We start from the raw sequence: 13,095 nt of genomic DNA, 5'->3' as shown, positions 1-13,095 counted from the left end.
ATATGTCAGACGTTGCAGCAATTGAACGACTAGTAGTAAAACATGCTGAGCTTAAAAAAGAAATAGCCAAGGTCATTATTGGTCAAGATGAGGTTATTGAACAAATTCTGCTTTCAATTTACACAGGAGGGCATTCATTGCTGATAGGAGTGCCAGGGCTGGCCAAAACTTTAATAGTGAATACCATTGCCCAAGCATTAGGACTAGATTTTAAAAGAATACAATTTACGCCAGATTTAATGCCAAGTGACATTCTTGGTAGCGAGGTTCTAGATCAGAACAGAAGTTTTAAATTTCTTAAAGGCCCTATTTTTTCCAATATTATTTTGGCGGATGAAATCAACAGAACTCCACCAAAGACCCAAGCAGCACTTTTAGAGGCAATGCAAGAGAGAGCTGTGACCATTGCCGGTCATCAGCATAAATTGGAACTGCCATATTTTGTTTTAGCTACGCAAAACCCAATTGAACAAGAAGGTACTTACCCTTTACCGGAAGCACAGCTAGACCGTTTTATGTTCGCGATAGAATTAAAATACCCTTCTATAGCAGAGGAAATTAAAGTGGTGAAAAATACTACTTCGAACACCAAGCAGGTGATCAATGCGCTTTTTAACGCTAAAGATATCATTGCTATTCAAGAATTGGTGCGCAGAATTCCTGTTGCGGATAATGTAGTGGAATATGCTGTAAAGTTGGTAAATAGTACAAGGCCTAATTTGGAAACAGCATCAGAATATGTAAAACAATATTTAGATTGGGGTGCAGGGCCAAGAGCCTCTCAAAACCTTATTCTTGGAGCTAAGGCCAATGCGGCCATTCATGGTAAATTCTCACCAGATATAGAAGATGTGCATGCCGTTGTTAAAGGAATTTTACGCCATCGTATCATTAAAAATTATAAAGCAGAGGCAGAAGGTATCACTGAAGAGGATATTATTGATAAGCTGCTTTAAAAAAATTCCACCTTTTTCTGCACTTTTTCAAGGATATGAACATTTTTGATATGAAAAATGTTTGATATCTATCTACTTTTTAAAGGATTTGAGAAAAAGTCCGCAATCATACTTATTTAGTTTTAAATGCGTTCTTTATTACGTAATTTTACGAAATTGCGTTAACTTAAATGAACTAGCAGATGACATTTGATTTTGATACCATTAGAAGACCAAGTAATATTCTAATCGAATAAAACATTCAACAATCAATTAATCTGTCCATTTGTAGTAATAGTGTTCTTATTTTCCACAAATCTTCAGAGAAAATTATGAAGTCGCTATTTCACCATTATATCCAATTAAATATACAAATCACTTATTAATGAGCATTTATAAAGATTACCTTAAGGAGATTGAAGAACGTAAAAGTCAAGGTCTTCATCCAAAGCCCATAGATGGCGCTGATTTACTTAGCAAGATTATTGAACAAATTAAAGATGTAGATAATGAGTATAGAGAAGATTCTCTAAATTTCTTTATTTATAATGTGTTACCTGGTACTACTAGTGCTGCAGGTGTAAAGGCAGAATTTCTTAAAGAGATTGTCGTTGGTGAGTCTGTCGTAAAGGAAATTACGCCGGCTTTTGCATTGGAGCAGTTGTCGCATATGAAAGGCGGTCCGTCTATTAAGGTATTGTTAGATGTTGCTTTAGGTGATGACAAAGAATTGGCGTTGCAAGCTGCAAAGGTTTTAAAGACACAGGTGTTTTTATATGAGGCGGATACTGATCGTCTAGAAGAAGCACTTAAAAACGGAAGTGAAATAGCTAAAGATATAATTGAAAGCTATGCACAAGCCGAGTTTTTTACGAAACTACCGGAGATTGAAGAAGAAATAGAGGTGGTGACCTACATTGCCGGTGTTGGTGATATTTCAACCGATTTACTTTCTCCAGGGGGTGATGCACATTCAAGATCTGATCGTGAATTACATGGTCAATGTATTTTTGAGCATAACAAAGAAATGCAAAAAGAGGTGCTTGAACTAAAAGAAAAGCACCCTGACAAACGTGTAATGCTTATTGCGGAAAAAGGAACAATGGGTGTTGGTTCTTCAAGAATGTCCGGTGTAAACAATGTTGCCTTGTGGACCGGTATTTCCTCTAGCCCATATGTACCATTTATCAATATTGCCCCGGTAATTGCGGGAACTAATGGTATTGCTCCAATTTTCTTAACAACCGTTGGTGTAACCGGAGGTATAGGATTAGATCTTAAAAACTGGGTACAGCAAAAAGATGAAAATGGTAACACTATTGTTGATGAAGACGGTGAACCAATTTTAAAACAGATGTATTCTGTTGCCACGGGTACTGTTTTGACCATAAACACAAAAGAGAAAAAATTGTATCATGGTAAAGTTGAGTTGAAGGATGTTTCTGCGGCATTTACACCACAGAAGATGGAGTTCATGAAAGCAGGTGGTTCTTATGCTGTAGTTTTTGGAAAGAAACTACAAACTTTTGCCTGTAAGGTATTGGGTATAGATGTACCTCAAGTATATGCACCTTCAAAAGAGGTCTCTATTGAAGGACAAGGATTGACCGCGGTAGAGAAAATATTCAATAAGAATGCAGTGGGTACTTCTGGAGCTACTTTGCATGCAGGATCATATGTTCGTGCAGAAGTAAATATCGTAGGTTCTCAAGATACCACTGGTTTAATGACATCACAAGAATTGGAAATGATGGCTGCCACGGTAATTTCTCCAATTGTTGATGGTGCATATCAATCAGGTTGCCATACGGCATCTGTTTGGGATGATAAATCAAAAGCCAACATTCCTAGGCTTATGAAGTTTATGAACGACTTTGGTTTAATTACCGGTCGTGATCCAAAAGGGGTGTATTTTCCAATGACAGATGTAATTCATAAAGTATTAAATGATATCACCGTGGGTGATTGGGATATTATTATTGGTGGAGATTCTCACACCCGTATGTCTAAAGGTGTAGCCTTTGGTGCTGATTCTGGTACCGTTGCTTTGGCATTGGCTACAGGTGAGGCTTCTATGCCTATTCCTGAGTCGGTAAAAGTTACCTTTAAAGGGCAAATGAAGTCTTACATGGATTTTCGTGATGTAGTTCATGCGACACAACAACAAATGTTAAAGCAGTTTGGTGGTGAAAACGTATTTCAAGGTCGTGTAATCGAGGTTCATATTGGTACTTTAACAGCTGATCAAGCATTTACCTTTACTGATTGGACAGCAGAGATGAAGGCTAAGGCATCTATCTGTATCTCTGAAGATGAGACATTGATAGAATCTCTTGAAATTGCCAAAGGCCGTATTCAGATTATGATTGATAAAGGCATGGATAACGCCAAGCAAGTTTTAAAGGGACTTGTAGAAAAAGCGGAAACCAGAATTACTGAGCTTAAAACCGGTATTAGACCATCATTACGACCAGATGCCAATGCTAAGTATCATGCAGAAGTTATTATCGATTTAGATGAGATAGCTGAACCAATGATTGCTGATCCAGATGTAAATAACGAAGATGTTTCCAAGCGTTATACGCATGATACTATTAGACCTTTATCTTACTATGGTGGAACCAAAAAGGTGGACCTAGGTTTCGTAGGGTCTTGTATGGTACATAAAGGCGATATGAAAATTTTGGCTCAAATGTTGAAAAATATTGAGGCACAACAAGGCAAAGTAACCTTTCAGGCGCCATTAGTTGTAGCACCACCAACATATAATATTGTAGACGAGTTAAAAGAAGAAGGTGATTGGGAAGTACTTCAAAAGTATTCAGGATTTGAATTTGATGATAGTGCACCAAAAGGATTGGCACGTACTAAGTATGAAAACATGCTTTATCTAGAAAGACCAGGCTGTAACCTTTGTATGGGTAACCAAGAAAAAGCAGAGCCAGGAGACACGGTTATGGCAACATCAACTCGTTTGTTCCAAGGAAGGGTCGTAAAAGATTCTGGTGAGAAAAAAGGAGAATCTTTATTGTCTTCTACCCCTGTAGTTGTGCTATCTACCATTTTAGGAAGAACGCCAACCATGGCAGAATATGAAGCAGCAGTAGACGGTATTGTTTTAACGAAGTTTAAGCCATCAACAAAACAGTTGGTGAGATAATACATTGTATATAGCTTAATGGAAAGCCCGGGCATGTTTGCTCGGGCTTTTTTTTCTTCCATTTTTTATAATCATTCTTAATTTCATATGCGCTCTTAAATTCAACGTACATTTCGTATCTTGTACGGATAAGATAGATTAACAATTTTATAAATAAATTTTATGGCTTTTGACATAGATATGATTAAGAAGGTTTATGCTTCCATGGCGGAACGTGTAGACAAAGCAAGAGAGGTAGTGGGAAAACCACTTACTCTTTCAGAAAAGATTTTGTATTCTCATTTATGGGATGGTAGCCCTACTGAAGCATTTACCAGAGGAAAGGACTATGTAGATTTTGCTCCTGATCGTATTGCTTGTCAAGATGCTACGGCACAAATGGCGTTATTGCAATTTATGCAAGCTGGGAAGCCAAAAGTTGCAGTACCTACTACAGTTCATTGTGATCACTTGATCCAGGCTAAAAGTGGGGCAACTGCAGATTTAAAATCTGCAAATTCCACAAGTGCTGAAGTTTTTGACTTTCTTGAGTCTGTTTCAAATAAATATGGAATAGGTTTCTGGAAACCGGGTGCAGGTATTATTCACCAAGTGGTATTGGAAAATTATGCTTTCCCTGGTGGGATGATGATCGGTACCGATTCTCACACCGTGAACGCAGGTGGTTTAGGTATGGTCGCTATTGGTGTAGGTGGAGCAGATGCTGTTGACGTTATGGCGGGTATGGCTTGGGAACTTAAATTCCCAAAATTGATCGGTGTAAAATTGACCGGTAATATTTCTGGTTGGACCGCTCCTAAAGATGTTATTTTAAAAGTTGCCGAAATACTAACCGTAAAAGGTGGTACCGGAGCTATAGTTGAATATTTTGGTGAAGGAGCCAAAAATCTTTCCTGTACCGGTAAAGGTACCATTTGTAATATGGGTGCTGAAATAGGTGCTACGACGTCTACTTTTGGCTATGATGAGTCTATGGAGCGCTATTTAAGGGCTACGGATAGAGCTGATATTGCAGATGCCGCTAATAAGGTTAAAGAACATTTAACTGCAGATGCTGAGGTGTATGCTGATCCAGAACAATATTTTGACGAGGTAATCGAAATTAACCTTTCTGAATTGACTCCGTTATTGAATGGACCATTTACACCCGATCTTTCTACAAAAGTGGGCAGTGATATGACAGAAAAGGCTACATCTAATGAATGGCCGTTGGCTGTGGAGTGGGGGCTTATTGGTTCTTGTACCAACTCATCTTATGAAGATTTGTCTAGAGCTTCTTCAATTGCACAACAAGCTATTGATAAAGGATTAAAGATGAAAGCGGAATTAGGGATCAATCCTGGTTCTGAGCAAGTAAGATATACGGCAGATAGAGATGGTATTCTTGGAATTTTTGAGAAATTGGATGCTAAAATTTTCACGAACGCTTGTGGACCATGTATTGGACAGTGGGCGCGTTATAGCGATCCTAAGAATGCACCAAAGAACAGTATTGTACACTCATTTAATAGAAACTTTGCCAAAAGAGCGGATGGTAACCCTAACACGCATGCCTTTGTTGCATCGCCTGAGGTAACTGCTGCGATAGCTATTTCCGGTAGGTTGGATTTTAATCCAATGACTGATAAGTTGATCAACGAAAAAGGTGAAGAGGTGATGTTCGATGAGCCAACTGGTTGGGAACTTCCTCCAAAAGGTTTTGAGGTTGAGGACGCTGGTTATCTGGCTCCAAAAGAAGATGGATCTAGTGTTACCGTAAAAGTAGCTTCAGATTCAGAAAGATTGCAATTATTGGAACCGTTTACTCCTATTAAGGATGAAAGCTTAATGGGTGCAAAATTGTTGATCAAAGCTTTTGGGAAATGTACTACAGACCATATATCTATGGCAGGACCGTGGTTGCGTTTCCGTGGTCATTTAGATAATATCTCTAACAACTGTTTAATTGGTGCCGTTAACGCGTTTGGAAAGAAAACCAATATGGTCAAAAATCAATTGACCGGTGAGTATGGAGGTGTTCCAGATACGGCACGAGCATACAAAGCGGCAGGTGTAAGAAGTATTGTAGTTGGTGATCATAATTATGGAGAAGGATCTTCACGTGAACACGCTGCTATGGAGCCTCGCCATTTAGGTGTAGCTGCGGTAATCGTGAAATCATTTGCACGTATTCATGAAACAAACCTTAAAAAACAAGGTATGTTAGGCTTAACATTTGCAAATGAAAATGATTACGACCTAATTCAAGAAGACGATACATTCAATTTTGTTGATATTGCGGATTTTGCTCCAGATAAGCCTTTAACAGTAGAAATAGTGCATGCTGATGGTAGTAAAGATGTAATTAAAGTAAACCATACCTATAATGACGCACAGATTGGTTGGTATAGAGAAGGTTCAGCTTTAAATGTGATTAAGAGAGAAAACGCATCTTAATACAACCTTTTAAAATTTATAAGGAAAACTCCTGATATTATTCAGGAGTTTTTTAGTTTTGACCCCTAGCTTACTTTTATGAAGAGACAAACGGTTTTTACCTTATTGATCATTGCATTCGTGCTTTCTTTTTTTGTGACACCCTTGGGTGATTATAGCAAAATTATGCTCAACAGGTTTTTTGCCACTTCACCAACCATAATTAAACCGGAAAAAAGAGGTAAGATTACTGACTATGACTGGAAGCTTAAAGATGAAAATTGGAAGTTTTTTAATTTTGATGAGGCAAAAGGAAAAGTAGTATTTATTACATTCTGGACATCGTGGCACATGCCTTCTCAAGCACAATTAAAAGATGTGCAATACTTGTACGATACGTATGGCGACAAAATGAAATTCTACGTGATTACGAATGAGGAAAGAGCCCCTGTAGATTTATTTATGGAAGAACAAGGCTATACATTTCCGGTAACCTATCAAATAATTGGTGAGCCTAGTCCTATAGGCTTATTAAAGCCACCCGGGTCATATCTAATTGATAAAAATGGAGCTATCGTTATACATCAAAACGCAATTGCAGATTGGGATAATGATAAGATAGATAAGCTATTAAATAAGTTAATAGCGGAATAACCAATTACTTTTTAAAGTACTTAAAGGGAACAAATAGCATTCCAAAACATTCACCATCACCTTTGCCTAAGTGTTTATGATGCATTTTATGTGCTCTTCTAACACCTCTACTGTACCAGTTATTGGCATTTCTAAACAACTTAAAACGTTGATGTATAAAAATGTCATGCACTAAAAAGTAAGCAATACCATAGGCTAGAATTCCAAACCCCAATGGGTAGCCATACCAAAAACCTGTAGTGCCTGAATAAAACAATGACATACTTACAATGGCATAGAAAATAAAGAACAGGTCATTTCTCTCGAACCAAGAGTCATGATCTTTTTTATGATGATCTTTGTGTAAACTCCAAAGAAATCCGTGCATTACATATTTGTGGGTAAACCACGCCATGAATTCCATAAATAGAAAAGTGCCTAAAAAAATTAATATCCAAATAACAATATCCATTACACTAAGTTCATTTTAAATTTAACGTATGAACGGGCCAATAGTCCAAATTTCTGGTAATTAGGCACCCTAATACGCGCATTCTTTATTTCTAGAGAGGGAGTGCCCTGTAGTTTTTTGAGTAGCTTAAAATAATATTTGTAAGCGGTATAAACACCAAATTTTGCTTCAGTTGGCAGCCCTACAATACCTTGGTATCCTAATTTAAAGTCTTCTTTTATTTCTTCAACAATACGTTTTTTAGAGGCTTCGTCCAATTCCTTTAAATTAGTATTAGGAAAGTAGGATCTGTTTAATTCTTCGAAGTCGGCTTTTACATCTCTCAAGAAATTCACTTTTTGAAAAGCTGAACCTAAAGCCATTGCAGATTCTTTTAACTTGTTATAAGCTTGAACATCACCTTTAACAAAAACTTGCAGGCACATGAGACCTACAACGTCTGCAGACCCATAAATATATTCTTTGTATTCGGTATCTGTTCGGTATACATTCTTAAAAAGATCCATACGCATACTTTTCATGAAAGAATCTACAAGGTGTTTGGGAATATTGTATGTATGGTACGTATGTTGAAATGAGTTTAAAATTGGGTTTAGACTAATTCTATCTTGTAAAGACGCCTCCAGTTCTTGCTCAAATTTATTAAATAGGACTTCTTTATCATAATCATGAAAAGTGTCTACTATTTCATCTGCAAAACGTACAAAGCCATATATATTATAGATATGACTGCGTATAGAAGGGTGTAGCATCTTTGTGGCGAGAGCAAAAGAGGTACTATATCGTTTGGTTACGATTTTACTACATTGGTACGAAACTTGGTCAAAAGTATCTTTCATAAATAACTAATTATCCTTTATAATTAATTCTGACACTAGTTTACCGGAGATTAAGGCTGGGGGTACTCCTGGTCCAGGTACAGTCAGTTGCCCTGTAAAATATAAATCACCTACTTTTTTACTTCTAAGATTAGGTCTTAAAAACGCCGTTTGGGTCAAAGTGTTTGCCATGCCGTAGGCATTACCTTTATAAGAATTGTACCGATCAATAAAATCATTGACACAGAAAGTTTTCTTGAATATAATATTATTTCTAATGTCTTGGCCTGTTCTTTTTTCAAAACGATCCATAATTAAATCAAAATACTGATTTCTTAAAGCCTCGGTATCTTCTAGGTCAGTGGCAATGGGCACTAGAAAAAAACCTGTTTCACAACCCTTTGGGGCCATGCTGCCATCTGTTACCGATGGGAAATTTGCATAGAACAAAGGGTTTGTAGGCCATTGTGGTTTGTCATATATTTCTTTGGCATGTAGTTCAAAATCGGTATCAAAAAACAAATTGTGATGTTCTACATTTTTCAATTTTGTATTGAACCCTATATAAAATAGTAAAGAAGATGGTGCGAAAACCTTTTTCTCCCAGTACGTCTTACTATACTGCTGATATTTGTCTTCTAGCAAACTTTCAGAGTGTTGATAATCTGCACCGCTCAGTACTTTGTCTGCGTGATGAACTTTGCCGTTACATATAATACCGGTGGCCTTGCCATTAGTAACTTGAATTTGTTCTACCGTTGCATTGGTGTTTATAACGACTCCTAATTCTTCTGCCAAATTTTTCATTGCTTTTATAACCTCGTACATACCACCTTTTGGATGCCAAGTACCTAAGCCAAAATCAGCAAAATTCATAAAATTGTAGAAAGAAGGCGTATTGCTTGGCTTTGCACCAAGAAACAAAACAGGAAATTCTAAAGTAGAAACCAATTTCGGATTTTTAAAAGACTTACGAACTTGTGAGCTAATGGTTTTAAAAAATTGATCAATTTTTAGAATAGTTTCTTTCGTAACCAATTCTAACGGTGAAAGACCTGGTCTTAGAACTACTTTGTTAATGGCAATGTCATAATTTTCCTGTGCTTTATCAATGAATTTTTTTAGTGCTTTTGAGCTTCCCGGCTCTATTCGTTCAAATTCATCACAAATTTTGGAGATAGAATCACCAATAGTAATTATATCGTCACTGAAGAAAATTTTATAGGCAGGACTAAGTTTGTCCAATTGGTAATAATCCGAGGTTTGTTTATTGAAATCGGCAAAAAATTTATCAAAAATATCGGGCATCCAATACCAACTTGGACCCATATCAAAAGTAAATCCGTCTTTTACAAACTGTGAAGCCCTACCGCCAACAGATTCATTTTTTTCAAAAATGGAAACATTCCATCCATTTTTTGCTAAATAGCAAGCTGCAGATAAAGATGAAAATCCCGAACCTATTACTACACAACTTTTCTTCATTATTCTACGGATTATAAATTACTGACCAAGCTATCTAAAGAGGTAAAAGTTCTACAGTAATTTGGCTTAACGGCGTCGTCAATAAAATTGATCTGTCTGCCCAAAATCCAGAAATTTGGATTTTGATAGTCTGCAACCAACTTGCTGAATTCTTCCAAATATTTATTTACACGATCCTTTTCTGGGAAAATGGTAAAGTATGAGACAAAATAAATGTCATCAAAATACTTAAGTACATCTTCTAAATTTTCTAAAGGTATTGTTGGACCTAAGTAAATACACTTATAACCTTTCAATATAATTTCATAGTTAATATAGAGCAATCCAATATCATGAATTTCGTTTTCTGGTAAGAAAGCTACAAAAACCTTATCTGTCTTTGTTGGTTCCAAGTGTTGTAATTTTTCAATATTCAGTAGTATCTTTTGTTTGATAAGACTGCTCATAAAATGCTCATGAGCAGGACTGATCGTATCTGTCTGCCATAAAAGACCAAGTTCGTTCAACAGGGGTACAAAGGTTTCCTTGAATATTTCCCTAAAGGAATTTTCACTTAGAAGGGCATTATAAGTATTGAAAAACATGGTTTGGTCAAAATTGACCATGGCTAATTTAAATGCGTTTATCGCTTGGCTTTTGTGACTATGTTTTGCTACAATTTCACGAACAACATATGGTATTTCTTTATCTGAAATTTTAGCAATTTTAGATATTTTGTGACCATTGTTGTAAAGTAACGTCACATTGAGCAATTTCTGTAAGCTAGCTAGACTATACGTTCTAATATTAGTATCTGTGCGTTCAGGAGATAAAAGATTATATCTTTTTTCCCAAATTCTAATGGTGTGTGCCTTAATACCAGAGAGGTTCTCCAAGTCTCTAATACTAAATTGTTTTTTTACATTGTTCATGTTTTTTGAAAAAGGATTAAACAAATCTACAATTTATTAAAACGCCTAGCAGTACCAAAAAGTTAAAATTATCAAAATAAAAAAAGGTTAGACCTTGGTCTAACCTTTTGTGCCCACGACTAGATTCGAACTAGCACGTCCTTGCGAACACTACCCCCTCAAGGTAGCGTGTCTACCAATTTCACCACGTGGGCAAATGGGAAGTTTGTTGGATGGCAAATATAGAAACCTATAGTTCAAATTAAAATATATTAACCATAATTAATATGCTAATAGTTTTAAAATGAAAGAGACTGTTGGTAATGGGTTGGGGTAATACCTTTAATTTTTTTGAATTTTTTATTAAAGTTAGATATGGAATTGAAGCCAGAAAGGTCTGCTACCTCATTAATGTTCAATTCTTTGTTTGAACTTAGCAGTTGACAAGCATGTGCTACACGTAACTCGATCAGGTATTGAAAAAATGTTTTGTTGGTACGTTGTTTAAAAAAGCGGCAAAATGCATTAGGTGTCATATAAGCCATTTTAGCAATTTGCTCTAACGAAATAGGCTGATGGAAGTTCTTCAACACAAAATCGAACACAATCTGTAAACGTTCACCTTCATTACTACTTAATGACTTGGAATAAACAAACCGACTCAATGTTTGCGTATTTGCTCGCCCTAGTTCATCTAATAATTCTAAAAATAAAATAAAGCGCTTAAGTTTATTTTGAGAGCTCAATTTTACAAGTTGCTGAGCAATTTTCTTTTGGTTTGTTTCTACTTTAAATCCTGCAGTAGCATTACTAAAAAAGGTTTTAAACTCATTAAAATAGGGGAGTTTAAAAAAATCTGCACCAAAAGACCGGGAAGTAAAGAACACGGTAATCATATGCGCGTCTTGTTCATTGAGAACACTTTTAAATACGTGAGGTAAGTTACCGCCTATTACGAAAATATCTCCTTTTGAAAATTGATGGACACTATCGCCTACCAATAACTTACCACTACCATTTATAATATGACTTATTTGAATTTCTTCATGTTGATGAAGTCTATTATAGAAAATAGGCTCTTTATCGACCTGAACGATTAAATGTTCATTTATAGGTTTTGGTATTTTAAAGGGATACACTTTCATGTGCATCTAAGTTAACACTATATATTTTATATGGAATAATTACATGGTAATATAGTATCAGGTTTAGGTAATATGAATACACTTGATTGGTAAAGCCCATCTTATTTTTGGGTATCATCAAAAGAATATAAAATGAGTATATCATGGACAGGCGTTATGCCGGCAGTAACAACAAAATTTACCGATAAGGATGAATTGGATCTAGACATGTTTTCGGTCAATATAAAAGCCCAATTAGAAGCAGGAGTGAGTGGAATAATACTTGGAGGAACTTTGGGAGAAGCAAGCACACTTACGTATGATGAAAAAAAGGTTTTAATGAAAGAAACCGTGCAGTTGGTAGAAGGTAAGGTGCCGGTTATTATCAATATTGCAGAGCAAACTACTAAAGATGCCAAACATGCGGCAGAGGTAGCAGAAGAATGCGGTGCTACTGGATTAATGATGTTGCCACCAATGCGGTATAAAGCTAATGATTATGAAACGGTAACGTATTTTAAGGATACGGCAAATAGCACAAAATTGCCCATTATGATCTATAACAATCCTGTGGATTACGGTATAATGGTCACATTGGAAATGTTGGAGGAGTTAATGGTATGCAGCAACATACAGGCTGTTAAAGAATCAACAAGAGATATATCAAATATTACCCGTATAAAAACAAAATTTGGGGATAGGTTAAATGTACTGACCGGGGTTGATACGCTTGGGCTGGAAAGCACATTAATGGGTGCCGATGGTTGGGTTGCCGGATTGGTTTGTGCATTTCCTGCCGAGACTTGTGCCGTATTTGAATTGGCAAAGGCAGGTCGTATAAAAGAGGCATTGGAAATTTACCGATGGTTTTTGCCATTGTTAGAGTTGGATATAAGTCCGCAATTGGTACAGAACATTAAAATGGCAGAAGTTGCTACGGGTATAGGCACAGAAAATGTTAGGGCACCTAGGTTACCTTTAGTAGGAGCTGAAAGAGAAAGAGTAGCCGCTATAATAAAACAGGGTATAGCTACAAGGCCTACATTACCAGATTATAAGAACTTGGCTTAAATTTTAAAACTCATACTAAAATATGTTGCGCCTGAAACTTTAGTGAAATGTAAACAGAATGTAGAAATTTGTTACGGGTACTTTCTTTACTT

At 36.4% G+C, this 13,095-nt stretch carries 10 protein-coding genes and 1 tRNA gene; 5 read left to right on the top strand and 6 right to left on the bottom strand.

What is annotated here, in order from left to right; all coding sequences use genetic code 11:
• Nucleotides 1-2 precede the first annotated feature (2 nt).
• From VBZ51_RS00385 to VBZ51_RS00370, 4 genes are all read left to right on the top strand, one after another.
• The gene (locus VBZ51_RS00385; RefSeq protein WP_416575728.1) at nucleotides 3-956 is read left to right on the top strand and encodes an AAA family ATPase; all 954 of its coding nucleotides are present in this window, start codon (nucleotides 3-5) and stop codon (nucleotides 954-956) included.
• Between the two features lie 364 nt (nucleotides 957-1,320).
• Nucleotides 1,321-4,095 (top strand): bifunctional aconitate hydratase 2/2-methylisocitrate dehydratase, encoded by a 2,775-nt coding sequence (locus tag VBZ51_RS00380; RefSeq protein WP_416575727.1) that lies wholly within the window; start codon nucleotides 1,321-1,323, stop codon nucleotides 4,093-4,095.
• Nucleotides 4,096-4,257: 162 nt separating this feature from the next.
• Nucleotides 4,258-6,531 carry an aconitate hydratase gene (locus tag VBZ51_RS00375; protein WP_416575726.1) on the top strand — a complete coding sequence of 758 codons (2,274 nt, stop codon included), beginning with the start codon at nucleotides 4,258-4,260 and terminating at the stop codon, nucleotides 6,529-6,531.
• Nucleotides 6,532-6,609: 78 nt separating this feature from the next.
• A complete protein-coding gene (locus VBZ51_RS00370) occupies nucleotides 6,610-7,164 on the top strand; it encodes a TlpA family protein disulfide reductase (protein WP_091605707.1) in 555 nt (184 codons plus the stop codon).
• 4 nt (nucleotides 7,165-7,168) lie between these two features.
• Here the strand turns inward: VBZ51_RS00370 and VBZ51_RS00365 are convergent, their stop codons facing one another.
• The 6 genes from VBZ51_RS00365 to VBZ51_RS00340 form a co-directional block, all read right to left on the bottom strand.
• On the bottom strand, nucleotides 7,169-7,615 hold the full coding sequence (locus VBZ51_RS00365) for a sterol desaturase family protein (RefSeq protein WP_058103451.1): 447 nt from the start codon (nucleotides 7,613-7,615) through the stop codon (nucleotides 7,169-7,171).
• Nucleotides 7,615-8,454 carry a phytoene/squalene synthase family protein gene (locus tag VBZ51_RS00360; RefSeq protein ID WP_416575725.1) on the bottom strand — a complete coding sequence of 280 codons (840 nt, stop codon included), beginning with the start codon at nucleotides 8,452-8,454 and terminating at the stop codon, nucleotides 7,615-7,617. Before VBZ51_RS00360 ends, VBZ51_RS00365 begins: the two co-directional genes overlap by 1 nt.
• 6 nt (nucleotides 8,455-8,460) lie before the next feature.
• Nucleotides 8,461-9,918, bottom strand: coding sequence for a phytoene desaturase family protein (locus VBZ51_RS00355; protein WP_416575724.1), 1,458 nt, complete (start codon nucleotides 9,916-9,918; stop codon nucleotides 8,461-8,463).
• 11 nt (nucleotides 9,919-9,929) lie between these two features.
• On the bottom strand, nucleotides 9,930-10,829 hold the full coding sequence (locus tag VBZ51_RS00350; RefSeq protein ID WP_416575723.1) for a MerR family transcriptional regulator: 900 nt from the start codon (nucleotides 10,827-10,829) through the stop codon (nucleotides 9,930-9,932).
• Nucleotides 10,830-10,939: 110 nt separating this feature from the next.
• Nucleotides 10,940-11,023 (bottom strand) — tRNA-Leu (locus VBZ51_RS00345).
• 84 nt (nucleotides 11,024-11,107) lie between these two features.
• Nucleotides 11,108-11,953, bottom strand: coding sequence for an AraC family transcriptional regulator (locus VBZ51_RS00340; RefSeq protein ID WP_416575722.1), 846 nt, complete (start codon nucleotides 11,951-11,953; stop codon nucleotides 11,108-11,110).
• A 132-nt stretch (nucleotides 11,954-12,085) separates the two neighbouring features.
• Here VBZ51_RS00340 and VBZ51_RS00335 point away from each other — a divergent pair, with 132 nt between their 5' ends.
• Nucleotides 12,086-13,003 carry a dihydrodipicolinate synthase family protein gene (locus VBZ51_RS00335; protein ID WP_416575721.1) on the top strand — a complete coding sequence of 306 codons (918 nt, stop codon included), beginning with the start codon at nucleotides 12,086-12,088 and terminating at the stop codon, nucleotides 13,001-13,003.
• Nucleotides 13,004-13,095: the final 92 nt, after the last annotated feature.

Source organism: Maribacter sp. HS (assembly GCF_048059195.1).
Taxonomy (GTDB): Bacteria; Bacteroidota; Bacteroidia; order Flavobacteriales; family Flavobacteriaceae; genus Maribacter; species Maribacter dokdonensis.
Note: the sequence above shows the minus strand (reverse complement) of the source record. Positions and strands in the feature narration are given on the sequence as shown.

Bases quoted from the DNA above. Each gene is read 5' to 3' on its own strand.
- VBZ51_RS00355 (WP_416575724.1), bottom strand. From the start codon at position 9,918: ATGAAGAAAAGTTGTGTAGTAATAGGTTCGGGATTTTCATCTTTATCT.
- VBZ51_RS00375 (WP_416575726.1), top strand. From the start codon at position 4,258: ATGGCTTTTGACATAGATATGATTAAGAAGGTTTATGCTTCCATGGCG.
- VBZ51_RS00385 (WP_416575728.1), top strand. From the start codon at position 3: ATGTCAGACGTTGCAGCAATTGAACGACTAGTAGTAAAACATGCTGAG.
- VBZ51_RS00365 (WP_058103451.1), bottom strand. From the start codon at position 7,615: ATGGATATTGTTATTTGGATATTAATTTTTTTAGGCACTTTTCTATTT.
- VBZ51_RS00360 (WP_416575725.1), bottom strand. From the start codon at position 8,454: ATGAAAGATACTTTTGACCAAGTTTCGTACCAATGTAGTAAAATCGTA.
- VBZ51_RS00370 (WP_091605707.1), top strand. From the start codon at position 6,610: ATGAAGAGACAAACGGTTTTTACCTTATTGATCATTGCATTCGTGCTT.
- VBZ51_RS00340 (WP_416575722.1), bottom strand. From the start codon at position 11,953: ATGAAAGTGTATCCCTTTAAAATACCAAAACCTATAAATGAACATTTA.
- VBZ51_RS00380 (WP_416575727.1), top strand. From the start codon at position 1,321: ATGAGCATTTATAAAGATTACCTTAAGGAGATTGAAGAACGTAAAAGT.
- VBZ51_RS00350 (WP_416575723.1), bottom strand. From the start codon at position 10,829: ATGAACAATGTAAAAAAACAATTTAGTATTAGAGACTTGGAGAACCTC.
- VBZ51_RS00335 (WP_416575721.1), top strand. From the start codon at position 12,086: ATGAGTATATCATGGACAGGCGTTATGCCGGCAGTAACAACAAAATTT.